This window comes from Rhizobium sp. AAP116 (genome assembly GCF_001295785.1).
In the GTDB taxonomy this organism is placed as follows: Bacteria; Pseudomonadota; Alphaproteobacteria; order Rhizobiales; family Rhizobiaceae; genus Allorhizobium.
Genome location: NZ_LJIB01000004.1, coordinates 144,693 through 171,147 on the forward strand (window position 1 = coordinate 144,693; position 26,455 = coordinate 171,147).

Annotated in this window: 24 protein-coding genes and 1 other RNA gene; 9 read left to right on the forward strand and 16 right to left on the reverse strand. The window is 61.3% G+C overall.

Annotated elements, in window-relative coordinates; all coding sequences use genetic code 11:
• Nucleotides 1–12 precede the first annotated feature (12 nt).
• Nucleotides 13–1,815, reverse strand: a complete 1,803-nt coding sequence (locus tag IP85_RS03400) for an ABC transporter transmembrane domain-containing protein (RefSeq protein ID WP_054148257.1) — start codon at nucleotides 1,813–1,815, stop codon at nucleotides 13–15.
• 188 nt (nucleotides 1,816–2,003) lie between these two features.
• On the opposite strand from IP85_RS03400, the gene rpmE reads away from it, so the two are divergent.
• A complete protein-coding gene (rpmE, locus tag IP85_RS03405) occupies nucleotides 2,004–2,225 on the forward strand; it encodes a 50S ribosomal protein L31 (protein WP_054148258.1) in 222 nt (73 codons plus the stop codon).
• An 82-nt stretch (nucleotides 2,226–2,307) separates the two neighbouring features.
• On the opposite strand, the gene IP85_RS03410 is transcribed toward rpmE, so the two are convergent.
• The 4 genes from IP85_RS03410 to IP85_RS03425 form a co-directional block, all read right to left on the reverse strand.
• Nucleotides 2,308–3,369, reverse strand: a complete 1,062-nt coding sequence (locus tag IP85_RS03410; RefSeq protein ID WP_054148259.1) for a patatin-like phospholipase family protein — start codon at nucleotides 3,367–3,369, stop codon at nucleotides 2,308–2,310.
• Between the two features lie 140 nt (nucleotides 3,370–3,509).
• Entirely contained in the window at nucleotides 3,510–4,028 is a 519-nt protein-coding gene (locus IP85_RS03415; protein ID WP_054148260.1) for a DUF1465 family protein, read from the reverse strand.
• 360 nt (nucleotides 4,029–4,388) lie between these two features.
• Complete coding sequence (locus tag IP85_RS03420; protein WP_054148261.1) at nucleotides 4,389–4,583, reverse strand: DUF1192 domain-containing protein; 195 nt, start codon at nucleotides 4,581–4,583, stop codon at nucleotides 4,389–4,391.
• On the reverse strand, nucleotides 4,580–5,875 hold the full coding sequence (locus tag IP85_RS03425) for an MFS transporter (RefSeq protein WP_054148262.1): 1,296 nt from the start codon (nucleotides 5,873–5,875) through the stop codon (nucleotides 4,580–4,582). Before IP85_RS03425 ends, IP85_RS03420 begins: the two co-directional genes overlap by 4 nt.
• A 207-nt stretch (nucleotides 5,876–6,082) precedes the next feature.
• On the opposite strand from IP85_RS03425, the gene IP85_RS22340 reads away from it, so the two are divergent.
• Nucleotides 6,083–6,238 carry a hypothetical protein gene (locus IP85_RS22340; protein ID WP_171901601.1) on the forward strand — a complete coding sequence of 52 codons (156 nt, stop codon included), beginning with the start codon at nucleotides 6,083–6,085 and terminating at the stop codon, nucleotides 6,236–6,238.
• A gap of 9 nt (nucleotides 6,239–6,247) precedes the next feature.
• Here IP85_RS22340 and IP85_RS03430 read toward each other — a convergent pair whose 3' ends face one another.
• From IP85_RS03430 to tkt, 8 genes are all read right to left on the reverse strand, one after another.
• A complete protein-coding gene (locus IP85_RS03430; RefSeq protein ID WP_054148263.1) occupies nucleotides 6,248–6,691 on the reverse strand; it encodes a PACE efflux transporter in 444 nt (147 codons plus the stop codon).
• A 150-nt stretch (nucleotides 6,692–6,841) separates the two neighbouring features.
• Nucleotides 6,842–7,765, reverse strand: a complete 924-nt coding sequence (locus tag IP85_RS03435) for a PhzF family phenazine biosynthesis protein (protein WP_054148264.1) — start codon at nucleotides 7,763–7,765, stop codon at nucleotides 6,842–6,844.
• 125 nt (nucleotides 7,766–7,890) lie between these two features.
• A complete protein-coding gene (locus IP85_RS03440) occupies nucleotides 7,891–8,805 on the reverse strand; it encodes a fructose bisphosphate aldolase (RefSeq protein WP_054148265.1) in 915 nt (304 codons plus the stop codon).
• A gap of 428 nt (nucleotides 8,806–9,233) precedes the next feature.
• A complete protein-coding gene (locus tag IP85_RS03445) occupies nucleotides 9,234–10,433 on the reverse strand; it encodes a phosphoglycerate kinase (RefSeq protein WP_054148266.1) in 1,200 nt (399 codons plus the stop codon).
• Between the two features lie 84 nt (nucleotides 10,434–10,517).
• Nucleotides 10,518–12,347 (reverse strand): potassium/proton antiporter, encoded by a 1,830-nt coding sequence (locus tag IP85_RS03450; RefSeq protein WP_054148267.1) that lies wholly within the window; start codon nucleotides 12,345–12,347, stop codon nucleotides 10,518–10,520.
• A gap of 216 nt (nucleotides 12,348–12,563) precedes the next feature.
• Nucleotides 12,564–14,222, reverse strand: a complete 1,659-nt coding sequence (locus IP85_RS03455; RefSeq protein ID WP_054148268.1) for a BCCT family transporter — start codon at nucleotides 14,220–14,222, stop codon at nucleotides 12,564–12,566.
• Nucleotides 14,223–14,472: 250 nt separating this feature from the next.
• Nucleotides 14,473–15,483: a type I glyceraldehyde-3-phosphate dehydrogenase gene (gene gap, locus IP85_RS03460; RefSeq protein ID WP_054148269.1), complete on the reverse strand. Its 1,011-nt coding sequence runs from the start codon at nucleotides 15,481–15,483 to the stop codon at nucleotides 14,473–14,475.
• Nucleotides 15,484–15,561: 78 nt separating this feature from the next.
• The gene (tkt, locus tag IP85_RS03465) at nucleotides 15,562–17,544 is read right to left on the reverse strand and encodes a transketolase (RefSeq protein WP_054148270.1); all 1,983 of its coding nucleotides are present in this window, start codon (nucleotides 17,542–17,544) and stop codon (nucleotides 15,562–15,564) included.
• Between the two features lie 342 nt (nucleotides 17,545–17,886).
• Between tkt and IP85_RS03470 the strand changes: the two genes are divergently transcribed.
• The 3 genes from IP85_RS03470 (at nucleotide 17,887) to ssrS (ending at nucleotide 18,824) form a co-directional block, all read left to right on the forward strand.
• Complete coding sequence (locus IP85_RS03470) at nucleotides 17,887–18,159, forward strand: DUF4164 domain-containing protein (RefSeq protein ID WP_054148271.1); 273 nt, start codon at nucleotides 17,887–17,889, stop codon at nucleotides 18,157–18,159.
• 71 nt (nucleotides 18,160–18,230) lie between these two features.
• Complete coding sequence (locus tag IP85_RS03475) at nucleotides 18,231–18,611, forward strand: cell division protein ZapA (protein WP_054148272.1); 381 nt, start codon at nucleotides 18,231–18,233, stop codon at nucleotides 18,609–18,611.
• A 54-nt stretch (nucleotides 18,612–18,665) separates the two neighbouring features.
• Nucleotides 18,666–18,824: non-coding RNA, 6S RNA (gene ssrS, locus IP85_RS21850), on the forward strand.
• Nucleotides 18,825–18,904: 80 nt separating this feature from the next.
• On the opposite strand, the gene IP85_RS03480 is transcribed toward ssrS, so the two are convergent.
• Entirely contained in the window at nucleotides 18,905–20,929 is a 2,025-nt protein-coding gene (locus IP85_RS03480; RefSeq protein ID WP_054148273.1) for a methyl-accepting chemotaxis protein, read from the reverse strand.
• A 164-nt stretch (nucleotides 20,930–21,093) separates the two neighbouring features.
• On the opposite strand from IP85_RS03480, the gene IP85_RS03485 reads away from it, so the two are divergent.
• Together IP85_RS03485 and IP85_RS03490 are read left to right on the forward strand one after the other, a co-directional pair.
• The gene (locus IP85_RS03485; protein WP_054148517.1) at nucleotides 21,094–21,675 is read left to right on the forward strand and encodes a 5-formyltetrahydrofolate cyclo-ligase; all 582 of its coding nucleotides are present in this window, start codon (nucleotides 21,094–21,096) and stop codon (nucleotides 21,673–21,675) included.
• A 10-nt stretch (nucleotides 21,676–21,685) separates the two neighbouring features.
• On the forward strand, nucleotides 21,686–22,510 hold the full coding sequence (locus IP85_RS03490) for a TIGR00282 family metallophosphoesterase (protein ID WP_054148274.1): 825 nt from the start codon (nucleotides 21,686–21,688) through the stop codon (nucleotides 22,508–22,510).
• Between the two features lie 35 nt (nucleotides 22,511–22,545).
• Here IP85_RS03490 and IP85_RS03495 read toward each other — a convergent pair whose 3' ends face one another.
• On the reverse strand, nucleotides 22,546–23,901 hold the full coding sequence (locus IP85_RS03495; RefSeq protein WP_054148275.1) for a methyl-accepting chemotaxis protein: 1,356 nt from the start codon (nucleotides 23,899–23,901) through the stop codon (nucleotides 22,546–22,548).
• A gap of 225 nt (nucleotides 23,902–24,126) precedes the next feature.
• On the opposite strand from IP85_RS03495, the gene IP85_RS03500 reads away from it, so the two are divergent.
• Complete coding sequence (locus IP85_RS03500; protein WP_054148276.1) at nucleotides 24,127–24,969, forward strand: MBL fold metallo-hydrolase; 843 nt, start codon at nucleotides 24,127–24,129, stop codon at nucleotides 24,967–24,969.
• 15 nt (nucleotides 24,970–24,984) lie between these two features.
• Here the strand turns inward: IP85_RS03500 and IP85_RS03505 are convergent, their stop codons facing one another.
• Nucleotides 24,985–25,488 carry a pyridoxamine 5'-phosphate oxidase family protein gene (locus IP85_RS03505; RefSeq protein WP_054148277.1) on the reverse strand — a complete coding sequence of 168 codons (504 nt, stop codon included), beginning with the start codon at nucleotides 25,486–25,488 and terminating at the stop codon, nucleotides 24,985–24,987.
• Between the two features lie 147 nt (nucleotides 25,489–25,635).
• On the opposite strand from IP85_RS03505, the gene IP85_RS03510 reads away from it, so the two are divergent.
• On the forward strand, nucleotides 25,636–26,382 hold the full coding sequence (locus tag IP85_RS03510) for a YebC/PmpR family DNA-binding transcriptional regulator (RefSeq protein ID WP_054148278.1): 747 nt from the start codon (nucleotides 25,636–25,638) through the stop codon (nucleotides 26,380–26,382).
• Nucleotides 26,383–26,455: the final 73 nt, after the last annotated feature.

Sequence of the window (26,455 nt, forward strand, 5' to 3'; positions counted from 1 at the left end):
AGCCGACCGGCCTTACTGCGCGGCTGCGGTGAAGTCGCGGCCGCCCGTCTCGAACTGCAGACGCGCGAGCTTGGCGTAAAGGCCGCCCTGCTGGATGAGGCTCTGATGGGTACCTTCCTCGACGATGCGTCCATCGTCGAGCACGAGAATGCGGTCGGCCTTCAGGACCGTTGCGAGCCGGTGAGCGATGACGATGGTGGTGCGGTCGCGCATCAGGCCGTCGAGTGCCTTCTGCACGAGCGTTTCGCTTTCGGCATCAAGGGCCGACGTCGCTTCATCGAGCAGCAGGAGAGGGGCGTCGCGCAGCAAGGCACGGGCAATCGCGATGCGCTGGCGCTGGCCGCCCGACAAGGTCACGCCCCGTTCGCCGACGATCGTATCGAAGCCGTTCTCGAGGCGACCGATGAACTCACTCGCCTGAGCCGCTTCGGCCGCAACTTCGACCATGCCGCGACAGGCGTTGGGCGTGCCGAAGGCGATGTTATCGTGGATCGACGATGCGAAGATCGTGGTGTCCTGCGGGACGATGGCGATCCGGGCGCGTACGGCCTCTGGATCGGCTTCGCGGATGTCGATGCCGTCCAGCCGGATGGTGCCGGATACCGGATCGTAGAAGCGCAGAATGAGAGAGAAGATCGTGCTCTTGCCGGCGCCGGAGGGGCCGACGATCGCGACCGTCTCGCCGTGGCTGACGGAGAAGGAGAGACCATTCAGCGCAGACTTGGTTCTTGCCGAGGGGTAGCTGAAGTGCACGTCCTCGAAGCTGACACTGCCCTGGGCGGGTTCGGGGAGCGCCTTCGGCACGGCAGGTGCTGCAATCGCCGGGTGTTCTGCAAGCAGTTCATGCAGACGTTCGGCGGCACCGGCGGCTTGAGAAAGCTCACCCCAGACTTCCGAAAGCGTGCCGAGCGAGCCTGCTGCAATCAGCGAATAGAGGAGGAACTGGCCGAGCGTGCCGCCGCTCATGGTCCCCGCGAGCACGCTTTGCGCGCCGTACCAGAGGACGCCGACGACACTGCCGAAGACGAGGGCGATCGCAACGCCGGTCAGGAGCGAGCGGGAACGGATCGCGGAGCGTGCCGCTTCATAGGCACTTTCGACGGAGGAAGAGTATCGCGTGCGCGCAGCTTCCTCGGCGTTGAAGGCCTGCAGCGTGCGGGCGGCACTGATGACTTCGCCGGCATAGGACGAGGCTTCGGCAAGCGTGTCCTGGGCGGCGCGCGAGCGCTGACGGACGGAGCGCCCGAAACCAACCAGCGGGAAGACGATGACGGGAATCGCCGCAAGCACCATGATCGAGAGCTTCGGGCTGGTCGCGATCATCATGACGACGGCGCCGAGACAGAGAATGGTGTTGCGGAGCGCCAGCGAGGCAGTGGCCCCGACGGCCGACTTCAACTGAGTCGTGTCGGCGGTGAGGCGCGAGACGATCTCGCCGGACTGGTTGATGTCGAAGAAAGAGGGCGACAGCTTAGTGACATGAGCGAAGACGTCGCGGCGCAGATCCGCCACCACGCGCTCGCCGATGGTGATGACGTAGTAATAACGAAGGGCGCTGGCGACGGCGAGGACGAGCGCCATGACGATCATCATGGCGAAGTATGCGTTGATGAATTCGCTGTCAGCGGCCTGGAAACCGTGGTCCAGCATGCGCCGGATGGCGATCGGCAGCGCCAGCGTCGTCGCGGCTGCGAGGCAAAGAAAGATCAGCGCGCCGGCAACCAGACCCCGGTAGCGCTTGAGATAGGGAAAGAGGCTGGTCAGAGGCTTCAGAGAGCGTCGTTTCTTGTCTGTTGTGTCGGCTTCCAAGGTCACTCTGTCATGCTCCTTCAGTACCAATGTGCTTTCGCGCCATGGCACTTGTTATCCCTGCGTCCTTCATGTATAGGCACGGCATCGAATTGGGAAGCCGTAGACCAGACGGACTGTGGCTTCATCTATTGAATAGGTCCTGCCGAGGCAATTGCGGCATATGGACCCCACGGCACAGCAGGAATAGAGCGATGAAGGCTGACATCCATCCCGACTACCACGTCATCAAGGTCGTCATGACCGACGGCACCGAATACGAGACCCGTTCTACCTGGGGTTCGGAAGGCGCCGTCATGAACCTCGAAATCGATCCGAGCTCGCACCCGGCCTGGACCGGTGGCAACCAGCAGCTGCTGGACCGCGGTGGTCGCGTTTCCAAGTTCAACAAGCGCTTCGGCGGCCTCGGCCTCTGATCGTTTGGAACGATATCATACAGAAAGCCCGGCCGTCGTGCCGGGCTTTTTGTATTTGTGCTGAGTGCTGCCGCTTGCTCAATCAGATGGCTGCGAGTCGATCGGCGATCTCTTCGAGTGCAAGATCGTGTTTTTCAGCGAGCGTCAGGCCGAAGCGCTCCAGCTTCGAGATGTTCTCAGGCGTCGCGTCGTCGAGCGCGTCATTTACCCCGACGAGCGGCGCATCCAGCCGGAAATAATTGAGCGTCTTCCGGTTGGCCGTCGTGACCACCGTTGCGCCTTCGGAGAAGCGGGGCGGGTCGGCGTTCAACAACTTGTTGAGCTGATAGGATGTCGTGCTCGACTGTCCCTGCATCAGCACGGAAATCAGCGGCGTGTCATTGGCCGGACTGATCCAGCCACCCGCACCCCAGCTCTTGGCTTGCTGGTAGGGGATCTTGCGGTTGGCCGAGCCCGTTCCCAGCGAAAGGATGACGAGGTCGTTGTCGCGCCAGCCGAGCTTGCAGCCTTCGACATAGGCGGCCATGGCCGGATCGTTGGCAAAGACGCCGCCATCGATCAGCGGGATGGCCGGGATTTGTCCATGGCTTTGGCCGGCAAGGTCCTCAACCATTGCCGGCTCGAAATAGGTCGGTGCAGCGGAGGAGCCGCGCACCGCCTGCCAGAAGAGGAAGCGTTCGTGATCCTTGTCGGCATTGGTCATGAAGACCGCACGCCGCGCATGGATGTCATAGGCTGTGATCAGCACCTTGCCGAGGGCGTCCTTGATCTCAGTCCGTTCCCCAAGCATCTGCCGCAGGATCTTTTCGAGCGGTGCGGCGTCGTAGCGTTCCTCGAACAGACCGCCGAGATTGGCGATCTTACGGAAGAGGCCGATGTTGAAGATTTCGGCGCCCTTGCGCTTGTAGAGATCGAGCAGTGTCTTGGGGTCGGCGGCCGGCTCTGCGGGTTTTCCTGGCTTCGGGCAGGTCAGACCCGCCGCTATGATCGCACCCGTCGACGTCCCGGCAATCAGATGAAAATAGCGATGCAGTGGCAGGCGCTTGTCCCGCTTCTCGAGCTTGCCCTTGAGAACGGTCAGAACAGCGGCTGGGATCGTACCTCTGATGCCGCCACCATCGATCGAAAGAATGAACCTTGCCATGTGCTCAACTCCCCCTGTTCAGGAGAGTGTCGCACAATATTTAAAGTTGTAAATCTGATTCTTTGCAATCAGTCTGGTCTAGAGATGAAAAACCCGGCGCAGCTTTCGCTGGCCGGGTCGAGGTCGTGCCTGAAGCGTGATCAGCCTGCGTTGAATGCGGTGCGCAGCAGGTTCAGCTGTGCCTGAACGCTATTTTCGTTGTCCGGCTGGAATTCTTCTTCGCTGGCCGGACGGTAGATTTCGCGGTCGAGAAGGGCGATGCGGTTCTGGAGTCGCAGCGAACGCTCGACGAGATCGCGGAAGGCTTCCGGCAGGTCATTCCAGCCGGGGGCAGCGCGATCGACGTTGAAGCCGTCGAGACGCACTTTGCTCTTTTCGGAGAGAACCTGATCGCGGCTCATCTCGCCATTGTTGACGGCGCGCTGCAGCAGCAGCCAGGATGCCATCTGCATGAGGCGCGTGGTCAGGCGCATCGATTCCGCCGCGTAGAGGACGGAAGCCTGGCGCGGCAGAACCTTTGCGGCTGCGCGCCCTGGGCCGTCGAGATAGGCGGCGGTTTCCTCAACAAGGCCCATGCCTTCGGCATAGGTCGCCTTGAACTGGCTGGACGCTGCCACACGACCGGCAAAGCTAACCGTATTCATACCGAGCTCAGACATGGATGTTTCCCTGTAAACGCATCACTTAGGCATGTAACGACAGCGCTACAAACTTGTTCCTGCCGCATTTTGTGAGGCTACGATGCTACCAATAGCCCAAATCCGCAAGGCGAAACTTAAGGAAGGGTTAATTCCCACACTTTCGTGAAACCTTTGGCGATTTGGGCAAAAAAAGAGCCGCAAATGCGGCTCTCAAGGTAAAACAGGGAGAAATCAGAAGGAGTTTCCATGAAACGAACCAGCTGAGCCCGAAGATCGGGGTGACTGTAGTTTCCCTGAAATGGCTTAATAAACGGTAAACGCCAAGATGAGATTGAGATCGTTTCAAGACATCACGGGCGCCTCACCGAATATTGACGGCTAAGACCTCGGTCCAAACAGGCTGTCGGCGGCTTTCCTGCCAGCTTCCTTGCGGTCGATCTCCGCCCTGATTCGGTCGATCTCGGCTTCCAGAAGGGCAATTCGGTGGCGCAGTTCGTCAGCCGAGATTGCCGAGAGCTCGCAGCCAAGGTCGTGGCCGGTGCTGCGCTTACGTGCTTCTTCATCGATGATCATGTGCGTGCCTCCATTGGCGGAGTGTCGTCCAATTCATCCTGCTCCGGCAAGGGGGCGGCACGCGGATCGAGGCTCAAGCCTTCCGGCGTGCTGCTCATCGGCGATGCCGAGATCGGCAGGTTCGGCACGTTCTCACGATCCTCGGCCGGGATCGCGGCGCGTGTCCGGCTGCGATAGATCGCATAGGCCGAAATCAGCAGGTGCGCGACTGCGGTCACCGCAAAGAGTGCATAGGGGCCGGCAGCCGTCATGACCGGGCCGCCGAGCGTCGGTCCGATGATCGTGCCGATGCCGAAGAGCAGCAGCAGGCCGCCGGAGACCTTCACGAACTCGTCGGGTTTGGCGAAGTCGTTGGCGTGGGCAACGGCGATCGGATAGAGCGCATTGGCGGCGGCGCCGTATATGCCGACGAAAATGAAGATCCAGAGCGGATCAGAAGGCGTGATGGTGACCATGGCGAGCGCCGCGAAGGCGGCGAGCGCGGAGAGTGCCGCCAACACGTAGCGGCGATCGATGCGATCGGAGAGCTTGCCGGCCGGAAACTGCATGATGGCGCCGAGGAAGATCGTGACCGACAGGAGCAGCGCGATGGTCGACGGGTCGAGACCGACACGTGATCCAAAGACGGCCCCGAGCGTGCCATAGGCACCATTGGCGATGCCGATCATGAGGATCCCGACGAAGGAAACGGGTGAGTTGCGGTAGAGCAATGGCAGGTCGAGCTTGATGGACCGGAGCGGCTGCGGCGTGGCTGCAGTCGACATCAAGGTTGGCATGATGGCGAAGCCGTAGACGATGCCGCAGATCATGAAGAGAATGGTCGTTGCCGGGTCAAAGACGCCTACCAGCATCTGTCCCGCCACCACACCGATCAGCGTGATCGAGATGTAGAACGAGAAAATCATGCCGCGGCTCTCATTGGTCGCGCGCTCGTTCAGCCAGCTCTCGATAATCATCGACGTGCCTGCGGTGCAGAACCCGGTGATGACGCGCAGCGCGACCCACCAGGTGGCATCGACAACGATGCCGGTGAGGAGCGCGTTCACCAGAATCAGGGCAACGAAGGTCGAGAAGGCCCGGACATGGCCGACCCGAACGACCAGCTTCGGTGCCACGAAGCAGCCGAGCACGAAGCCGGCAGCCCAGGTGGTGCCGAGCAGGCCGAGGATTTCGTTGGAATAGCCTTCGGCTGCCCCGCGCACTGGCAGGAGCAGGCCGTGCAGGCCGTTTCCGAGGAAAAGAAAGAGCGTGCCCAGAAGCAGGGCCATTACCGGCAGAAGATTACGTCTCATGGCATTCTTGTCGATTGGTGTGGAGGGCGCCCGAATCGGAGGAGCACGGCACGATCACAATAGAAGGATCTTCCTACCGTTGTCTGAATGCGACCTTGGTGCTTGCAGGATCAAGTTCTGGCGGGCAAAAGTGACAGTGGTGTGGCTGCCCCGCCGCAGCAAGAGCGGCAGATATGACATTTCGTGCTGCCTCCACAGGGAAATTCAATGACCAAGGCCATATCCGCCTTCCTGATCCTCGCCATGATCGTGCAGATCATCAAGCCGCTCGGTCTTCCGGGTCTGAGGCGACGCAGCGATTTCTGGAAGCTCGCCATCGTCGCCTTCGTCACCTGGTCGGTCACGCTTCTGTTTCGACCGTGAGATCTCTCTTCACCGAGGCGCGGCGGCCTTCTCCGTTTTCCACTCGGGCAGCGGGAAGACGCGGTCGTAGGCCCAATTGAAGATGAAGGCATAGACCAGATAGAAGAGGGCAAAGGCGACGTCCATGACGAAGGCCTGCCAGAGGCTGATCTGCAGATACCAGGCGATGAACGGCATCAGGATCATCAGCAGGCCGGCCTCGAAGAGGACGGCGTGAAGGACACGCACAGGCACCGTCTTCAGCGTCGTGCCGGTAAGTCGGCGCAGAAGGTGGTCGAATCCAAGATTGTAGATATAGTTCCAGAAGGTCGCGAGGGTCGCGCCGACGACACCGACGACACCGATGTCTTTCGCGGGCATTGCGAATGCCAGGGTGCCGAGCGGGATGACCAGGCCCAGTCCGATGAGTTCAAAGCTTATTGCGTGACGAATACGATCTGCGGTCTTCCGCATGTTCTTCCCTCCGGGAAAACAGGCGGGTCGTCCCGCAGTCAATCAGGCCCATTGTGGGGAGGTCGTCCTCGGGTTTTGATATAGTCGTGTGGCGCTAAGGCGGCAAGGTACGCTCGTCGAAGTTTTCGGCGGGTATTATTGTCCGGGAAACTAGAGCGCCAGTTGACCCCGCATGACAAGAACGGAGCTTCCGGTGATCTCGACATGGTCGAAGGCGCCGTTGCTTGTCCCTACGGCAAGCCTGATCAGGCTGCGGCGTCCCATCTCCACGCCCTGTTCCACGAGAATGTGTCGCTCTTCCGCTACAGGTGCGAGCGTCGTCAGGAAGGCGCCGAGGGCTGCCGATGCGCTGCCGGTCGCCGGGTCTTCGATCACATTGTCGAACGGTGCAAACATGCGCGCACGCAGATGGTCCGGCCCGACCCAGGTGTAGAGGAAGGTGGCGCAGTCGCAATCTTCGTCGGCATGCATCTGCCTCAGGGCGGTCAGCGGCTCCAGGCGAGACGCAGCCCTTGCCAGCGCGTCGAGGTTTGCCACCTCGATTAGAATGAATTTCAGGCCGACGCTTGCGAATATGGGCTGGTGCCGGCTGGTGACAATGTCATCCGGCGCAAGGGCGATGCACGGCGCCATGATCTCAGGTGCAATCGATGCGCCTGTTGTCAGGGGCCCGGGTGCCCGGATGGTGGTTCCCGTCACGATGCCGTCTGCGCCACGGTTCACGCTTACCTCGACGAGCCCTGCTTTCTCTTCGAAGCGGATGCGACCTCCGACAGGCTTGCCGAGGACGTTACCCTCGATGGCCAGCGCGTGAGCTGTGCCGACATTGGGATGTCCGGCAAAGGGCACTTCCGTGACCGGTGTGAAGATGCGGACTTCTGCTGTGTTGCCTGGATCCTGAGGCGGCAGCACGAAGGTGGTCTCGGAATAGCCGAACTCGGCCGCAATCTCCTGCATCTCCTTATCGCTCAAGCCCCGGGCGTCGGTGATCACGGCAAGCGGATTGCCGCAGAAGCGGGTGTCGGTGAAAACGTCGAGGGTGACGAAGGGAATGCTGCGGGAAGGGGACGGCATGATGGCTCCAGAGGATTCTAGCGCATCCTGATAACGCAAGAAGCCCGGCACATGGCCGGGCTTTCGTGTCCTGATGACAAGATTTCGCGTGCGGCCTCGGATCAACCGAGGGCCGGGGTCGATGCTTATTCGGCGGCGATCGCACCGACCTTGTTGACGCTTGCGGCATAGATCTGGTCGATGGTTCCGGCAATGCTCGCATTGAATTCGGCATCGCTCATCGAGACGCGAAGTTTCTCTGCCAGAGCACGCGAGAAGCTTGCGATCATGCCGTGGTTCTGGCTCAGCTTCTCACAGGCATCCGCAGTGCTGTAACCGCCGGAAAGTGCGACGACGCGCACGACGGCAGCGTTGGACATCAGCGGGGCGTAGAAATCGGCGACCGTCGGAATGGTCAGCTTCAGCATGACCTTGTCGCCGGATGGCAACTTGTCCAGCTCGGCCGCGATCGCATCGCGAAGGATTGCCTCGGCCTCGGCCTTGGTCGGGCTCTTGATCGAGACTTCCGGCTCGACGATCGGCACAAGACCCTGGCCGATGATCTGGCGGGCGACTTCGAATTGCTGTTTGACGACGGCGGCGATGCCGGCCTTGTCGGCATGGGCGATGACCGAGCGCATCTTGGTGCCGAAGATGCCCTTGTCGCGGCCGCGGATCAGGAGCGCGTCGAGGTCGGGCATCGGCTTCATCAACTGAACGCCGTTCTCTTCGTCGAGCAGGCCCTTGTCGATCTTGAGGAAGGGGACGACGCCGCGCTTCTCCCAAAGGAAGGTCGGGACGGGCTCGCCGTCGACATCGCCGTCCATCGTGCGTTCAAAGAGGATCGCGCCGATGACCTTGTCGCCGGAGAAGGCCGGTGCCTTCATGATGCGCACGCGCATGGCGTGGATCAGGCGGTACATCTCGTCGTCGCCGCTATAGTCGGTTTCGGCGACGCCGTAGAGGCGCAGGGCGCCGGGTGTCGAACCCCCACTCTGGTCCAGCGCGGCGATGAAGCCGGGCGCCGAGGTGATCTTGTTCAACATTTTCGCGTCCACCATAACTCACTCCTATCCCGATCATGGCGCGCATGGCGCCGGACTGTTGTCTTGCTCTTAGGACGGACACTCTGGCCGTCCGGTCACTCCCTGACCCTGTTCGGTCCCTCGGGACCGTGGTGACTTCGGCGATAACAGAACTTCCCCGAGGGGAAAATGGGCTGCTAAGCTATTGAAACGATTGAAATCATTTCAATCGTTTGAAAATTCAAAGATTTTTAAACCCGTTTCAATTGACGTGAGTTGCGCGGTCCATCCAACGCCTTCTTCGCGATCCGCCTCTTCACGATACAAACCCATTGCGTGTGACCGAGGTTCCCTTGGGTGGATGGTAACACGTCTCTGTCGACGGCCCAATGACGCACGAAAAAACCGCGCGCCCGGAAGGCACGCGGTTCATTCGAAATATCGGGCTGTTGAGCCGCTGTCGTTCAGCCCTTGGTGAGGACAGCCACGCCCGGCAGTTCCTTGCCTTCCATCCATTCCAGGAAGGCGCCGCCGGCGGTCGACACATAAGAAAAGTCGTCGGCGACTTCGGCATGGTTCAGGGCGGATACCGTGTCGCCACCACCTGCGACCGAAACCAGCTTGCCAGCTCTGGTCTGTTCAGCGGCATGCAGGGCTGCAGAAACCGTCGCCTTGTCGAAAGGGGCGATCTCGAAGGCGCCGAGCGGGCCGTTCCAGACCAGGGTCGCGGCCTTGCCGATCCAGCCAATGATCAGCTCGACCGACTTCGGGCCGACATCGAGCATCATCGCGTCGGCGGGGATGGCGTTGATATCGACGGTTTCGTTGGCGGCGTTTGCCTTGAATTCCCGAGCGACAACGCCGTCGACGGGAAGCACGATGGCGCAGCCTGCGGTCTTCGCCGTTTCCATGATCGAGCGGGCGGTGTCGGCGAGGTCGTGCTCGCAAAGCGACTTGCCGACATCGATGCCCTGGGCGGCGATGAAGGTATTGGCCATGCCGCCGCCGATGACGAGCGCATCGACCTTGGTGACGAGGTTGGACAGGAGATCGATCTTGGTCGAGACCTTGGCGCCGCCGACGATGGCGACGACCGGGCGGGTCGGCTGTCCCAAGCCCTTTTCCAGTGCTTCAAGCTCGGCCTGCATGGTGCGGCCGGCATAGGCGGGAAGGTGATGGGCGAGGCCTTCCGTCGAGGCATGCGCGCGGTGGGCGGCTGAGAAAGCGTCGTTGATATAGATGTCGCCGTTCTTGGCGAGCTCGGCGGTAAACTCCGGGGTATTCTTCTCTTCGCCCTTGTGGAAGCGGGTGTTTTCGAGGAGCAGTATGTCGCCATTTTCCATCTTGGCGATGGCATCTGCCGCCGGGGCGCCGATGCAGTCGGAGGCGAAGGCGACGCGCTGGTCGAGCACTTCCTCAACTGCGGGTGCAATCAGCGACAGCGACTGGTCGGCAACCGGTTCACCCTTTGGGCGACCGAAATGCGCGAGCAGGATGACCTTGGCGCCCTTTTCAGACAGTTCGAGGATCGTCGGCGCCACACGCTCGATGCGCGTCGTGTCGGAAACCTTGCCGTCGGTGACGGGAACGTTGAGGTCGACGCGGACAAGCACGCGCTTGCCTGCGATGTCGGTGAGATCGTCGAGTGTCTTGAAAGCCGGCATGGAATTACCCGTCTTGAATGCTGTTGAATGGGGCTGACGGGCCGGACCTTACACCGCTTGCGTGACGGCGCAAGGCGAGCGCCGTCATTTTTCGCCGCCGACTTCGCCTCTTGCTGCAGCCCGCTTGCGGCGCAGGTAATCGCGGGTCGCGAGGGCAAGTTCACGCAGGTTGAGAAAGATCGGCCAGGTGGTCGCCGGCTCTACCGGCTCCATGGAAACGCCAACCGTGGCAATATGGCCATGTTCGTCTATATCGCGAACAATGAGCACGATGGTGCCGAGACGGACGCGATCGGCATAATCGGCGCGACCGCCGAGACGCTGGGTGATCATCTCGGCAACCGTCTTGCCGCGTTCACTGTCTGTGATCGAAAGAGGCCCATAGGCTTCGTCGAGGTCGCGGACATGGGTCGAGGGCGAAATGGCAAAGGTGCCGAAGAACTCTCCATCGTCCTCTTCGACGGGTGCCTCGGTTGCAAACAGGCGGTCGAGCAGTTTCGAATAGCTGGGGGCGATGAAGAGATAGACCTGATCATTCTCGCGCAGGCGTCCAGCGTATTGATAGCGCATCGACTTGCCATCACGAATGACCAGCGAAGGCATGGCCCAGCGCGGGATGCGCTCGCCCCGCAACACGGGGCTGCCAGCGACCACACGATAGGCCAGCAGCTCATGATTGGCCGTCCCCGGCAGGTCGAGTTCGACCTTGTCGATCGCGCCGATGCGCGGCGGGATGATCAGGCCGAGGCGTTTTGCGAGCGGCTTGATGGTCCAGCCCTGCAGGACGAGCGAGATCATGACGACGATGAAGGCCGTGTTGAAAAAGGTCTGGCCGTTTTCCATCGCTCCGACGACGGGCACGATGCCGAGCAGGATCGAGACCGCGCCGCGCAAGCCCACCCAGGCGATGAAGCCGGTTTCACGCTGGGTGAAGTCGAAGGGCAAGAGACACAGCCAGACAGCGATCGGTCGGGCGATGAAGACCAGGAAAAGAGCGAGCAGAACTGCCGGCAGCAGGATTTCCGGGAACTGCGAAGGGGTCGCCAGCAGTCCAAGGACCAGGAACATGATGATCTGGGCGAGCCAGGTCATGCCGTCCTGGAAGCGCTTGATCGAGACCGTTGAGGGCAGTTTTCGCGAACCTGCGTAGATGCCGGCTACGTAGACGGCGAGGAAGCCGCTGCCGCCGATCAGGCCGGTGAAGGCGAAGATCATCAGCGCCATCGCCAGCATGAAAATCGGAGCCAGCCCCTGCTCGATCTGCAGCTTGCGCAAGATGAAGGCGATCGAGGCGCCACCGAGGAGGCCAAGGATCAGGCCGATGCCCATCTGTTCGATGAAGAGCCTGAGCAGTTCGAGCGACAGTCCTTCGGAGCCGCTGCCGCTTCTAATCAGTTCGACGAGCGCGATGGTGAGAAAGATTGCCATCGGGTCGTTGGTGCCGGATTCGACTTCCAGGGAGGAACGAACCCTGTCGCGGATGTTGATGCCGCCGATACGGAGAAGGAAAAACACGGCTGCGGCGTCGGTTGAGCCAAGGATTGCGCCGAGCAACATGCCTTCGAGATAGCTGAGGCCGAACAGAAAATGCGCGGCGACCCCGACGAGAAGGGTGGTCAGCAGCACTCCCAGTGTCGCCAGAGTGAGGGCAGGGCCTGCCGAAAGTCGGAAGGACTGGAGCGAGGTGCCGAAACCGGAGTCGAAAAGAACGACCGCCAGAGCGAGCGAGCCAATCACGTAGGCAAGCGGGAAGTTCGAGAACTCGATGCCGAGACCATCGACGCCGGCGCCGAGGCCGATGGTCAGGAACAGGAGGAGAAGCGGAGCACCGAAGCGGAAGGCTATGAGGCTCGAAAAAGCGGCCAGGAAAACCAGGGCTGTCGCAACCAGGGTGACCGCGTAGAACTCACTCAATCCTCTTCCCCTCTCGCCCTATTCCCAATCCCCGAGATCCCACTCGTTTTACGACAGGCATGGCGACTGTCAGACCGATTGCGTCTGCGCGAACGACATGCCTACAGGCTGACAATTTCATGAAACTCAGATTTGCCGGATGGCACGAAGAAAATGGAATGGGATCATGATGATATTAGGGCGGATTTAAATTTTTAAATCCGCCCTAACTTAGTTTTATCTAGGTTCCGACAAGAGGCCCTTGATCAAGGCATAGCTTGCGCCCAGCAAGACGATCGCGAAGGGCAGGCCGGTGGAGACCGCCATGGCCTGGAGCGCCACCAGACCCCCGCCGAGAAGCAGGGCAACGGCCACCAGGCCTTCGAAAGTCGCCCAGAAGACGCGTTGCGGGACCGGTGCATTGACCTTGCCGCCTGCCGAAATCGTGTCGATGACCAGCGAACCGGAGTCCGACGAGGTCACGAAGAAGACGATCACGAGCACGATGCCGATGAAGGACGTCACCGCCGTGATCGGCAGATGCGCAAGCATTTCGAAGAGCTGCAGTTCAAGGGCTGCATCCTGAACGCTGGTCAGGCCGTCATTGACGAGCTGGCTGATCGCCGTGCCGCCGAGCGCTGTCATCCAGAGGACGGAGACAAGCGAGGGGATGAGCAGGACTGCCGTCAGAAGGCCGCGAACTGTGCGACCACGGCTGACGCGTGCGATGAACATGCCGACAAACGGCGACCAGCTGATCCACCAGGCCCAGTAGAAGGCCGTCCAGCCCTGCGAGAAGTTGGTATCTTCTCGACCGAACGGATTGGCCAGAGCCGGCAGATAGGTCGCATAGGCCTTGAGGTTCAGGAAGAAGCCCTGGATGATTTGCATGGTCGGGCCAACGGCGATGACGAAGACCAGCAGCAGGGCTGCCAGACCAAGGTTGACCTCCGACAGAAGTTTCACGCCCTTGTCCATGCCGGCAACCACCGACGCGATGGCAATGCAGGTGATGGCGAGCACGAGCAGGATCATCGTGGTTTCCGTTGAGGGAATGCCGAAAAGGAATTCCAGGCCGGCACTGGCCTGCTGGGCTCCGATGCCCAGCGAAGTCGACAGGCCGAAGATGGTGGCAAAGACCGCGAGAATGTCGATCACATGGCCCGGCCAGCCCCAGACGCGCTCGCCAAAGATCGGGTAGAAGACCGAACGCAAGGTGAGCGGCAAGCCCTTGTTGAAGGAGAACAGGGCCAGCGCAAGCGCGACGACAGCATAGATCGCCCAGGGATGCAGGCCCCAGTGGAAGATCGTGGCGGCCATGGCAAGGCGGCGGGCTGCTTCCGGATCGCCGACAGCGCCATTCAGCGGTGCCCAGTCCGTGCGAACGCCGTCTTCGAAGACCGGTCCACCCAGCGCTGCCGTGAAATGCCCCATGGGCTCGGAGACCCCGTAGAACATCAGGCCAATGCCCATGCCGGCGGCAAAGAGCATCGAGAACCAAGCGAGATTGCCGTAGTCCGGTGTTGCTTCCGGTCCGCCAAGACGGATTCGCCCGAGCGGCGAGAGGATGAGGCCGATGCAGACGAGCACGAAGACATTGCCGGTCAGCAGGAAGAACCAGTCGAGATTGCTCGTCAGGAAGTTCCTGAGACCCGTGAAGGCTGGTTCAAGCGTGGTCTGGAAGGCCAGCGTCAGGAAGGTAAAGAGTACGATTGACAGAGCCGAGACGCTGAAGACGACATTATGGATGTCAAGCTCGAAGACGAAACGGCGGCGGAAGTTGATGTTGTCTTGACCGATCTCATAATCAGTGTCGATGATTTCGGTCCGCCCTTCGGGCGCCGGTATCGCATCTTCGGCGACGGCTGTATGGGGATCGGTCGTTGTGAGAGCCAATGGTCTGGTATCCTTTCGATGTCATCAGGGGCAAAACAATCCCCGGGAGAAGGCGCAGGTTCTGCGCCAGAATGTGGTGGAGCGACCACAAGGGTGGCCGCATTTGCGCCACAATTCGTAGGGGCAACTGACGAGGCGGCTTATTGTTCCCGTGCGGAACAATTTTTCCTGCCTGTTTTGGGGAGCTGCCCGGAATAAAAAAAGGCGGGCCATTGCTGGCCCGCCTTCATGCGAGATCAGTTGGTCTAGCTCAGATGAGCTTGGCCAGTGCCACTGCCGTATCCGACATGCGGTTCGAGAAGCCCCACTCGTTGTCGTACCAGGTCAGGATGCGCACGAAGTTGCCTTCGAGAACCTTGGTCTGGTCGAGGGCGAAGATCGACGAGTGGCTGTCGTGGTTGAAGTCGCGCGAAACCAGCGGCTCGTCGGTATAGCCGAGGATGCCCTTCAGCGCGCCATCCGAGGCGGCGATGATGGCGTCGTTGATTTCCTGAGCCGTGGTGTTCCGCTTGGCGACGAACTTGAAGTCGACGACCGAGACGTTCGGGGTCGGCACGCGGATCGAGGTGCCGTCGAGACGGCCCTTGAGGTGCGGCAGGACCAGGCCGACGGCCTTGGCGGCACCCGTCGAGGTCGGGATCATGGAGAGCGCTGCCGCGCGGGCGCGGTAGAGATCCTTGTGCATGGTGTCGAGCGTCGGCTGGTCACCCGTGTAGGAGTGGATCGTGGTCATGAAGCCATGGTCGATGCCGACGGCGTCGTCGAGCGTCTTGACGACCGGAACCAGGCAGTTCGTCGTGCAGGATGCGTTGGAGATGACCAGGTGGTCCTTGGTCAGCTGGTCGTGGTTGACGCCGAAGACGACGGTGAGGTCAGCGCCATCGGCGGGAGCCGAAACGATGACGCGCTTGGCGCCAGCCTGGAGATGCAGGGCGGCCTTGTCACGCGAGGTGAAGATGCCGGTGCATTCCATGGCGATGTCGACGCCGAGTTCCTTGTGCGGAAGCGTTGCCGGATCCTTGATCGCGGTGACCTTGATCGGCTTGCCGCCGTCGATGATGATCGTGTCGCCATCGACCTTGACCGTGGCCGGGAACTTGCCGTGGATCGAGTCGTAACGCAGCAGATGCGCGTTGGTCTCGACCGGGCCGAGATCGTTGATGGCGACGACTTCGATGTCGGTGCGGCCGGATTCGACGATGGCGCGGAGAACGTTACGTCCGATACGGCCGAAGCCGTTAATGGCAACTTTCACAGTCATTGGTGCACTCCCGATTGAATATTGAGCTCTTGGGCAATGTCAGGGCGCCCCGGGGGGGGACGCCCTGGCGGGATGGTGTCAGGCAAGCTTGGCTTCGGCGGCTGCCACGACTGCGTCCGCCGTGATGCCGAAGTGCTTGTAGAGTTCCTTGGCCGGGCCGGAGGCGCCGAAGGACTTCATGCCGATGAAGGTGCCGGTGGAACCGATGATGGCGTCCCAGCCCTGGCGGATGCCGGCTTCGATCCCGATATTGACCGCAGCATGACCGATGATCGCTTCCTGGTAGTCGGCGTCCTGTTCGAAGAAGAGTTCGAAGCAGGGAACGGAGACGACGCGGGCCGGAATGCCCTTGGCTTCCAGCTGCTGCTGGGCCTTGATCGCGATCTCGACTTCCGAACCGGAGGCGAAGATCGAGACCTTGGCGTCGCTGGCCGAAATCAGCTCGTAAGCACCCTGAGCACAAAGATTGCGCTCCTCATACTCGGTGCGGGCCGGGATCAGGTTCTGACGCGTCAGGGCGAGGCCGGACGGACGCTCCTTGTTCTCCAGTGCCACCTGCCAGCACTCGACCGTTTCGGTCGCGTCTGCCGGGCGGAACATCAGGAGGTTCGGGATAGCGCGGAGCGCTGCCATGTGCTCGACCGGCTGGTGCGTCGGGCCGTCTTCGCCAAGACCGATGGAATCATGGGTCAGGACGTGGATGACGCGGATGCCCATCAGGGCAGCCAGGCGGATCGACGGACGGCAGTAGTCCGAGAAGATCAGGAAGCCACCGGAATAGGGGATCAGGCCACCATGCAGGGCGATGCCGTTCATGGCAGCGGCCATGCCGTGCTCGCGGATGCCGTAATGGATGTAACGGCCGGAGAAGTCGGTCGGGGTGATCGACTTGGTCTGGCTGGTCTTGGTGTTGTTCGAGCCGGTCAGGTCGGCCGAGCCGCCCAGCGTTTCGGTGACGACGCCGTTGATGACTTCGAGCGCATCTTCCGAAGCCTTGCGGGTTGCAACCGTCGGCTTGGTTTCAGCGAGCTTCTTCTTGTAGGCGTCGACGGCACCGGCGAGCGTGCCCGGCAGTTCGCCAGCGAAGCGGCGGTTGAACTCGGCGCGCTTCTCAGCATCGGCAGCCGCCAGACGCGCTTCCCAATCCTTGCGGATCTTGGTCGAGCGCAGGCCGGCCAGACGCCAGGCGTCAAGCACGTCGGCGGGGATCGAGAAGGCTTCCTCGTTCCAGCCGAGCGCCTTACGGGTGGCGGCGATTTCGTCGGCGCCGAGCGGTGAGCCGTGAACCTTGTGGGTGCCGGCCTTGTTCGGGGCGCCGAAGCCGATGACGGTCTTGGCGGCGATCATGGTCGGCTTGTCGGAGGCCTTGGCGGTTTCGATGGCAGCGGCGATCGCTTCCGGATCATGGCCGTCAATCGCGATCGTGTTCCAGCCGGCGGAGCGGAAGCGGGCGTGCTGGTCGGTCGAGTCGGCAAGCGAGATCGCGCCGTCGATCGAGATGCCGTTGTCGTCCCAGAAGACGATCAGCTTGTTCAGCTTCAGGTGGCCTGCCAGCGTGATCGCTTCCTGGCTGATGCCTTCCATGAGGCAGCCGTCGCCTGCGAGCACATAGGTATAGTGATCCTGCAGCTCCGAGCCGAACTCGTCTGCGAGCTTCTTCTCGGCGAGCGCCATGCCGACGGCCGTGGCAATGCCCTGACCGAGCGGACCGGTCGTGGTCTCTATGCCCGAGGCGTGGCCGTATTCCGGGTGGCCGGCAGTCTTTGCGCCAAGCTGACGGAAGGACTTGATGTCCTCGATCGTCATGTCCTCATAACCGGTCAAATAGAGGAGAGAGTAGATCAGCATCGAGCCGTGACCGGCCGAAAGCACGAAACGGTCGCGGTCTGGCCAGAGCGGGTTCTTCGGATCGAAGCTCAGGTAGCGGGTGAAAAGAACGGTCGCGACATCGGCGCAGCCCATGGGCATGCCGGGGTGGCCGGAATTGGCCTTTTCCACTGCATCCATGGCGAGGAAACGGATCGCATTCGCCATCCGCTGATGTTTTTCGGGAGAAATCATGGCTTATCCGCTTGTTCCGGGGCTTCGAGACACGGCCTGCCGGGACGGGCCGTCTGAACGGGGGTGATCCTTAGCAGGTGCATCGCGCAAGTCAACAAATGGGCCGGGTTGCGGCGTTTCCGGGATGAAGAAAACATCTCTTTGCCTCTTTCCTGTGCGACGGCGGCAGATGACTTACGGAGCGGCAAGAACGAGACAGTCTTCCACAGAATTGGCTACTTCCGGAGGCGTGCGCTTTATTGACGCGTGCCAAGGGCGGGGCTTACTGTCCCGGCTCACATGATCGGGGCGGCCGTGACGATTCGTGTAGCGAACAGACTTCACTGAGGCAGGGGCAAGAGAATGCCGGCGGAAAATTCGGTGGATGCCGCGCTCGCGGCGCTGCGGCAGGCTGTCGCCGGGCTCGAGAACGCCGTCGACATGCGTTTCGATGCGGAGCGCGAGAGTATGGAGATCGATGGCGAGGTGCGGCGCGTGCATGCCGATCGCGCCCGCCTTGCTCAGGAACTTGACCAGTCGGAATTCCGGGCCAACCGGCTCGAAGAGGTCAACCGTGAGGTCTCGCGTCGACTGGTGACGGCGATGGAAACGATCCGCGCGGTGCTCGATCGGTAAAATTCGGGCCGCGGGGCGCTTGTTTGCATAAGGTGCGGGAGCACCACGCGTAGAAGAGAGTTGGAACGCCGATGGCGCAGGTCACAGTCACGATCGACGGAAAAGCCTATCGCATGGCGTGCGAGGAGGGGCAGGAAGCCCATCTGACTGAGCTCGCGAGCGAGTTCGATCGTTATGTCGGCCATCTCAAGGGACAGTTCGGTGAGATCGGCGATCTGAGGATTACCGTCATGGCCGGGATCATGGTCATGGACGAGATGGCCGAGATCAATCGTCGGCTTGCCGCAGCCGAGGCGGAGCTCGCCGGTTTCCGCGAGGGGCGCGATACAGTCCTGTCAGGCGTGCATCATCGCGAGGAGGCGGTGGCGCATGCGATATCAGACCTTGCAGATCGCTTGAACGGCATCACCCGCAAACTGACCCAGCGGCCCGCTCCCCAGCCTCAGGCTTAAGGACTATTTTTCGAGCCCACTGGCGCAGTGCCCGCGAAGCGCCTATATCTGAGTTGCGATCTGCGCCTCACGACAGGAACCACAATCCCTGGGGCCATACTCGATCCAAAGGGAGCTGTCCCTGGCCGGGCCCGTGGGCTCGGACATATGGCGCCCACCTACGTTTGTAGGCACCCAGGATCGTAAATCTCCATCGGTTGCCGTGGATCGCACCTTCCTCTTCTGATAAGATATGATGCAAAAAGCCGCCGCGATCACTCGCGACGGCTTTTCTTTTTGATCGGTTCCTGGGATTAGAATTCTTCCCAATTGTCCTGCGAGGTGGCGGCCGCCGTGCTGCCGCCACCGAAGGCCTTGGCGAGGTTGCCGACCATGCGGCGAGCCGGGGAGGCTACTGGGCGCGTCTCGGCCTGAGCCTGAGCCGGGCGTGCTGCGGGACGGGCCGTTGGTGTTGGTGCAGTGTAGCTCGGCGCGGGAGCGCGGTTCGAGGAGGCTGCGCCGCCTGCGACACGGAACTGCGCGACGAAACTCGCCAGATTGCGGGCGCTGTCGGCCAGACGGTGGGTCACGGCGGTCGCCTCTTCCACCATGGCGGCGTTCTTCTGGGTGAACTGGTCCATGTGGTTGACCGAGCCATTGATCTCGTTCAGCGCCGTGGACTGCTCACGGGCAGCCGAGGCGATCGACGTGATGTGGTCGTTGATGACGGCCACCTGGTTGGAGATCTCTGAGAGTGCCGAGCCGGTCTGCTGGACCAGCGACACGCCGCCGGCGACGGCTTCACCCGACTTGTTGATTAGCGCCTTGATGTCCTTGGCCGCATTGGCCGAACGCTGGGCGAGTTCACGGACTTCCTGGGCGACGACGGCAAAGCCCTTGCCGGCTTCACCGGCGCGCGCTGCCTCGACGCCGGCATTAAGCGCCAAGAGGTTGGTCTGGAAGGCGATTTCGTCGATGACGTTGATGATCTTCGAAATCTCGCTCGACGCCTGCTCGATGCGGCTCATGGCCTCGATTGCGTTGGACACGACCTTGCTGGAGTTCTCTGTGCTCTGGCGCGCCTTGGTCGCCATGGTTGCAGCTTCGTCTGCCTTGGCCGACGAGCCACGCACGGTCGATGTGATCTCCTCAAGGGCGGCGGATGTCTCTTCCAGAGAGGCAGCCTGCTGTTCGGTGCGCTTCGACAGGTCGTCGGTCGCGGAGCGCATCTCGGCCGAGCTCGCTTCGATGCCCGAGGTTTCGTCGCGGATTTCGGCAAGCGTGCTGCTAAGCTTCTCGACAGAGGCGTTGAAGTCGACGCGCAGACGGTCGAGGTTTCCAGTGAAGGCGCGATCGATGCGAACAGTCAGGTCGCCGTCGCTCAGGCGGTTCAGTCCGTCGGCGAGGGCATCAACGGCTTCCTGAACGAGACGCGCATCTTCGGCCTTGGCGCGCTCACTCTCGGCACGTTCCTGATCTCCTTGGGCTGCTGCTTCAGCCGCGCGGCGCTCGACCTCAATTTTCTGGATGGCGCTTTCACGGAAGACGTTGATTGCACGCGCAAGTGCGCCGACCTCATTCTTCAGGTCCTGATCCGGCACCTCGGTTTCGAGCTGGCCGGAGGCGAGACGGTCTGCAACGGCCGTCAGGCGCGGCAGGGAGCCAATGATGCGACGGACGAGAAGGGTGATCAGCGTTGCGGCGATCAGAAGCACGATCAGCGCAGTTGTGCCGATCGCATAGGTCATCTCGGTTGCGATACTGTTGATGTCGGCCTTGCGCACGCCGGCATAGAGAATGCCAAGCACATCTCCGGCCGGCGAGAAGATTGGCTGATAGATCGTGTAGTATGGCGTCTCAAGGATGACGGCTTCGCCGCGATAGATCTCGCCCTTAACGGAATAGGGATAGACAGCCCCGGTCTGGCCGAGTGCGGTGCCGACGGCGCGGTTGCCATCCGGCTTGATGATGTTGGTGGTGCGGCGCCAGAAGTCCTTGCTTTCTGCATCCCATGCAAAGATCGTGGCCGTCTGGCCGGTCATGCGGCCGATGACGTCGATCATGCCGTGCTCGGTGAATTCAGCCGGAATGGCTTCCATGACGATGCGCTGGACATTGCCGTCTGCGGCCCATGTCACGGTCGTGCCGGGCAGATCCCGTTCGATGATCGTGGCCGCCGTGCGAAGACTTGCATCCTGGCCGGAAATCGCCTGCTGCTGGATGCGGGTTTCGATGCTGCCGGAGATGACCCATGCGACGGCTCCGAGTGCCGCGATCAGGATCAGGACCGTCGTGGCGGTGATTGTTTTCGTGATGCCGAAGCGCGAAAAGATCTGCATTGGGAATGGCCTTTGGTCGTTGACTTGGACGTAAGTCTAAGCGCTTTGAGTTAATCCTTGGTTTTTTAGGGGTTTTCGAAACAGGCTTGACCAAGCGCAAAAACACGATTTTCTGTTGGGCTGCCTCCCCAAATCTGGTGTGGCTGGAAGAAAAGAGCCTTGTGATGGTAGAAAAGCGGGAGTTGAAGGCCGAGATCCGGAAGGCGCGGCTGGCGGTCCGGGACGCGATCCCGGCGGAGATGAGACTGGAGCACAGTCTTGCCATGGCGGAACTTGCGGGAGACGATCTTTCGCTGGAGCCTGGGCTCGTCGTCTCCGGTTTCTTCCCGATCCGTTCCGAGGCGGATATTCGCCCGCTGATGGCACGGCTGAAGGCCCGGGGTGCGCGGCTCTGCCTGCCTGTCGTTCTCGACAAGGAGACGATTGTCTTCCGCGAACTCGCAGCCGGCGCGGAACTCGTCGATACCGGTTTTGGCACCCGTGGGCCAGGCCCGGAAGCTGCGGTGCTCGATCCCGATCTGCTTCTGGTACCTCTGTCGGCATTCGATGCCGGGGGCAACCGGATCGGCTATGGTGCGGGTCATTATGACAGGGCGATCGCCCGTCTCAGGGAAAAAGGCCGGCATCCGCGGCTGATCGGCATTGCATTCGACTGTCAGGAGGTGGCAGAAGTGCCCTATGAGGCCCATGACGTCCGGCTGGAAGCCGTGCTGACCGAGAGCGGCCTTAGAAGATTCATGGAGTGATTGGACGAAAATGCGACTTCTGTTCCTCGGAGACATGGTGGGCAAGACCGGACGTACGGCTGTATGGGAGCGGTTGCCGGGCCTGATCTCCGACCTGAAGCTCGATTTCGTTATCGTCAACGGCGAGAACGCCGCTGGTGGCTTCGGCATCACCGAGGACATCTATCTCGAGACGATCAATGCCGGTGCCGATGTGGTGACGACCGGCAACCATGTCTGGGACCAGAAGGAGGCCGTGTCGTTCTGCACCCGGCACGACCAGTTCCTGCGCCCGGCCAATTATCCGTCCGGCACGCCCGGTAAGGGGTCCGGCCTTTTCTACGCGCGCAACGGTGCGCGCGTGCTCGTCGCCAACATCATGGGTCGGGTGTTCATGCATCCCGAGCTCGACGATCCCTTCAAGTCCGCCGAGACGATCCTGGCTGCCTGCCCGCTGAAGGAGCAGGCAGACGTCATCGTATTCGATTTCCATGCCGAAGCGACCAGCGAGAAGCAGTGCTTCGGACATTTCGTTGATGGCCGTGCTAGCTTTGTCGTCGGCACCCACACCCATGTGCCGACCGCCGACCACCAGATCCTGAACGGTGGTACGGCCTATATGTCGGATGCCGGCATGTGCGGTGATTATGACTCCTCGCTCGGCATGGAGAAGGAAGAGCCGCTGAACCGCTTCATCTCGAAGATGCCCAAGGGCCGCTTCGAGGCGGCAAGCGGCCCCGCTACGATCTGTGGCGTGGGTGTCGAGATCTCCGACAGCACGGGGCTTGCCGAAAAGATTGCGCCACTCCGGCTCGGGCCGCGGCTCGCCGAGACGATCCCGCCCTTCTGGGCCTGACGGCGGGATCGAGTGTCATGATGGCGACGGAGTCATCAATGGCGCGACGTCTTGCGCTCCAACCTTCCCAGCTTCTGCAAGACTTCGCTGGACGCGACCTCGACGCATTGCAACTGCTTTAGCGCCGAACCGATGTCACCAGCGTTGTAGCAGCGGACGGCTTCCAGTCCGTGCTCGTGCACCCGGCAATGTGGTTCGTCCAGCGAAAGGAAGTCGCTGTCCTGGCCAAGGTGCGTCGTGCGTGCGCCGAGATACCATTTGCCGAGGCGGCAGTTCTTGTGGTCGGCCAGTTCCCGAGGATCGAGCCTGTCGCGGCCCACCATCATGTTGGCCAGGCGCCGTTTCCAGATCACATGGTCCGATTGCGCCAGCAGAACGACCTTGCCGGGGATGTCTTCCTCGGCCAGAACCTTCAGCCGCCTGTCGAGGCCAGCCTGGGCACTGGCGATCGCATCCATGACCCGGCCGAGTTGGCGGGTCGCGTCGCCGGCGCTCGTGGCGATATGGGTAATCCCGTTTGCCACGCTCGAAGAGGCCGCCTTCTGCTCGACGAGACCGCTTGCGATCTGGGCTGCGCTATCGGCGCTCTCGTTGACCTGGCGCAGGGCATCCGCGAGCCGGGTTGAAAGCTTGTCGAGGGCAGTCGTGCCGGCACTTGCAGAGCTTCGGCTGACGGACATCGCCTCGTTCATCGAGGTCAGGCCCTGCTCAAGATCCATAACGATCTTGGAAATCTCCGTTGTCGCATTGGCCGTGCGGTCGGAAAGCGCCTTCACTTCCGAAGCGACGACGGCAAAACCGCGCCCAGCCTCGCCGGCGCGTGCCGCTTCGACGGCCGCATTGATCGCGAGCATATTGGTCTGGGACGCGATCTTCTTGATGTTGGCAGCGATCTCTGAAATGCGCGAACCCAAGGTGTGGATCGAGGCGATCCGGTCGGAGGCATCGCCAAGAGCCCGGTTGATGCCCTCCATGGTCGTGCGTGTGTCCATGGCTGACTGCCGAGCCTCGTCACAGGCGGCGCCCGCGCGTCGCGTGCCGCCAGAAATCTCTTCGCCGTGACGGGCGATCTCATCCACCGTTGCCGCCATTTCTTCGGCCGCTGCGGCAATGTCATGCGTGCGGTGGTCGACCTGCTTCAGATCGTAAAGCAGATTGGCCGACATGGTGGCCGTTTCGTTGACGTTGACCGAGATCTCGACAACGTCCTTCAGTTGAGCGCCCGACCGTTCCTGACAGCGCGCAATCAGGCGCGCGACGGCGCGGTCCAGTGCGTCCGAGCCGGACGGCAGTTTGCTGAAATCCTCGTTGAGGGCTGCTTCTATACAATCCAGTAGGGCATAGCCGGTGGTCTGGGTGTCGTGGTCGAATAAGGCTTGCGCCGCCGGCATGGGATGTCCTCTCCAGATGTCTGTCGCAGGATGCAGGCCCCGCGTGGGTGCGAAGATTGACCAGCAGCGCTTAAGGTTCGATTAAGTCTCCCGCCTCGGAACAGGGTATCTTCTGCGCCTGCGATAACGGCAAATTGACAAGCGCGGCTCGGTCTTGTGCCTTTACCCAAGGGATAAGCTGCCTCATGCTCGCATTTCTGATCTGGATGGGATGCAGGGAGCGGCATGATGCTGAGACTGGTGTTGTCCACGATGGTACTGTCGGCTCTGGCCGGTGGTGCCTTGGCGCAAGAGGCACAGCGACCGCAGGTCAGCCAGTGCCAATTGATCGCCGAGAAAATTCCCAAGGTTCAGTACGCCAACTTCACGCCTTCATCCTCCGGTGCTCCCGCATTGACGCTGGCGCAGGTGCAGGAAGACGTGGTCATCACCTTCGTCGGCCATTCGACTTTCCAGATCGACACGCCAGCCGGCATCTCGATTGCCACCGATTTCAACGGCTGGCTTCGCACGTCGCGCACGCCTGACGTGGTAACGATGAACAAGGCGCATTCGAGCCACTATACCCTCAACCCGGATCCGGCGATCGGGGCTGTCCTGCAAGGCTGGAACGAAGCCCAGCCGGGCGAACCCATCGAGCATCGCCTGGTCGTTGGCGATGCCTATGTCCGAAACGTGCCGACGGACATCAGAAGCTGGGGCGGCACCATGGAGTCGAACGGCAACTCGATCTTTATCATCGAAGTCGCCGGCCTCTGCATTGGCCATCTCGGGCATCTGCATCACGAATTGACCGACACCCATTACGGCGAGATCGGCCGACTTGATATCGTCATGGTGCCGGTGGATGGGGGTCTGACGCTCGGGGCGGACAGCATGAGCCGGATCGTGCAGCGTCTGCGCTCCGCAGTGATCCTGCCCATGCATCGTCGTGGTCCGCCGATCGAGACTTTCCTGTCGATGTTCGACGATGGTTTCGATACGCAGATCTCGGAGAATCGCGGCTTCACGGTGTCCATGCGGACATTGCCGAAGAAGCCGCTGATTCTGGTCTTGCAGGGGGTTTAGGATCCCCTATGGGCCTCAGGCGAAGCGCACCTCGCGGTGCACGCCGACGTCAGGCAGTTTATCGTCACTCATGTTCGCCTTGGCGATTTCCCAGCCGAACTTCAGCGAGCTGTTGGTGGACGCCCAGATCTCGCCGTCGTCCAGCTTGAGTTCCAGAAGCGTCAGCGTCGGATCGGACTTTCCACCCTCGTACCAGGCAGCAACGACCGAGTTCCAGTATTCGTCGATCTTCGCCGGATCCTTGTTCTCGACCAACGTGCCTGCGAGGCAGGCGTGATAGTCATGATCCTTGCCAACGACGCAGAAGTGAGCGCGGCTGCCGGGACGCAGGGCCTGCACAAGATGGCTATCGGTCTTGGTGAAGAACCAGATGGTGTTGCGCTTGCGGTCCGCATTCGGGGCCATCGGCTGCATGTGCATGTTGCCACCCATCAGGCCAAGCATGCCGGCATGGACATTGTCGATTTCATCCCAAAGCTGTTCGACGGGATTTTCGCGGGCTTCGCTGAAACTTGCCATGTTCTATCTCCTTGTCGTGTGTGCTCACAGCAACGAGTTGGGCAGGCACTTGTTCCGGCTTTTTGAACCGCTGTAGCGGCCTTGAAACAGCTGGCTTTCGCCCTTATAAGGCGGCCATTCCCACAAACAGACCTGATCAGGGGTGCCATGGCTGGCCATTCACAGTTCAAAAACATCATGCACCGCAAGGGCAAGCAGGACGGTATCCGTTCGAAGATGTTCTCCAAGCTTGCGCGCGAAATCACCGTTGCCGCAAAGACCGGTCTGCCCGACCCTGCGATGAATGCCGCACTTCGCCTCGCCGTGCAGAACGCCAAGGCGCAGTCGATGCCGAAGGACAACATCGAGCGCGCCATCAAGAAGGCGTCCGGTGCCGATGCCGAGACCTATGACGCGATCCGCTATGAAGGCTATGGCCCTGGCGGCGTTGCCGTCATCGTCGAGACTCTGACCGACAACCGCAACCGCACGGCCTCCGTCGTTCGCTCGACCTTCTCCAAGGCAGGTGGTGCACTCGGCGAAACCGGTTCGGTGTCCTTCTCCTTCGACCATGTCGGCGAAATCACCTACAAAGCCTCCGTCGGCGATGCCGACAAGGTGATGGAAGCGGCGATCGAAGCCGGTGCCGAAGACGTGGTGTCGGATGAAGACGGGCATACGATCTACTGCGCCTTCGAAGACATGAACGAAGTGTCCAAGGCGCTCGAAGCCGTGCTCGGTGGCGCGGAAACCGTCAAGGCAATCTGGAAGCCGCAGAACACGATCGAAGTCGATGAAGAAAAGGCGACCTCGCTGATGAAGCTCATCGACACACTCGAAGACGATGACGACGTGCAGAACGTCTATTCGAACTTCGAAGTCTCCGACGAAGTCATGGCGAAACTCTCGGCCTGATCGTCTGGACCTATCGAGACAAACAAAAGCCCGGCTGCATCGCAGCCGGGCTTTTTGCAATTCAGGGTCCCTG

Coding starts and splice junctions, on each gene's coding strand:
- rpmE (WP_054148258.1), top strand. CDS start 2,004: ATGAAGGCTGACATCCATCCCGACTACCACGTCATCAAGGTCGTCATG.
- IP85_RS03410 (WP_054148259.1), bottom strand. CDS start 3,369: ATGGCAAGGTTCATTCTTTCGATCGATGGTGGCGGCATCAGAGGTACG.
- IP85_RS03415 (WP_054148260.1), bottom strand. CDS start 4,028: ATGTCTGAGCTCGGTATGAATACGGTTAGCTTTGCCGGTCGTGTGGCA.
- IP85_RS03420 (WP_054148261.1), bottom strand. CDS start 4,583: ATGATCATCGATGAAGAAGCACGTAAGCGCAGCACCGGCCACGACCTT.
- IP85_RS03425 (WP_054148262.1), bottom strand. CDS start 5,875: ATGAGACGTAATCTTCTGCCGGTAATGGCCCTGCTTCTGGGCACGCTC.
- IP85_RS22340 (WP_171901601.1), top strand. CDS start 6,083: ATGACCAAGGCCATATCCGCCTTCCTGATCCTCGCCATGATCGTGCAG.
- IP85_RS03430 (WP_054148263.1), bottom strand. CDS start 6,691: ATGCGGAAGACCGCAGATCGTATTCGTCACGCAATAAGCTTTGAACTC.
- IP85_RS03435 (WP_054148264.1), bottom strand. CDS start 7,765: ATGCCGTCCCCTTCCCGCAGCATTCCCTTCGTCACCCTCGACGTTTTC.
- IP85_RS03440 (WP_054148265.1), bottom strand. CDS start 8,805: ATGGTGGACGCGAAAATGTTGAACAAGATCACCTCGGCGCCCGGCTTC.
- IP85_RS03445 (WP_054148266.1), bottom strand. CDS start 10,433: ATGCCGGCTTTCAAGACACTCGACGATCTCACCGACATCGCAGGCAAG.
- gap (WP_054148269.1), bottom strand. CDS start 15,483: ATGACTGTGAAAGTTGCCATTAACGGCTTCGGCCGTATCGGACGTAAC.
- tkt (WP_054148270.1), bottom strand. CDS start 17,544: ATGATTTCTCCCGAAAAACATCAGCGGATGGCGAATGCGATCCGTTTC.
- IP85_RS03470 (WP_054148271.1), top strand. CDS start 17,887: ATGCCGGCGGAAAATTCGGTGGATGCCGCGCTCGCGGCGCTGCGGCAG.
- IP85_RS03475 (WP_054148272.1), top strand. CDS start 18,231: ATGGCGCAGGTCACAGTCACGATCGACGGAAAAGCCTATCGCATGGCG.
- IP85_RS03480 (WP_054148273.1), bottom strand. CDS start 20,929: ATGCAGATCTTTTCGCGCTTCGGCATCACGAAAACAATCACCGCCACG.
- IP85_RS03485 (WP_054148517.1), top strand. CDS start 21,094: ATGGTAGAAAAGCGGGAGTTGAAGGCCGAGATCCGGAAGGCGCGGCTG.
- IP85_RS03490 (WP_054148274.1), top strand. CDS start 21,686: ATGCGACTTCTGTTCCTCGGAGACATGGTGGGCAAGACCGGACGTACG.
- IP85_RS03495 (WP_054148275.1), bottom strand. CDS start 23,901: ATGCCGGCGGCGCAAGCCTTATTCGACCACGACACCCAGACCACCGGC.
- IP85_RS03500 (WP_054148276.1), top strand. CDS start 24,127: ATGATGCTGAGACTGGTGTTGTCCACGATGGTACTGTCGGCTCTGGCC.
- IP85_RS03505 (WP_054148277.1), bottom strand. CDS start 25,488: ATGGCAAGTTTCAGCGAAGCCCGCGAAAATCCCGTCGAACAGCTTTGG.
- IP85_RS03510 (WP_054148278.1), top strand. CDS start 25,636: ATGGCTGGCCATTCACAGTTCAAAAACATCATGCACCGCAAGGGCAAG.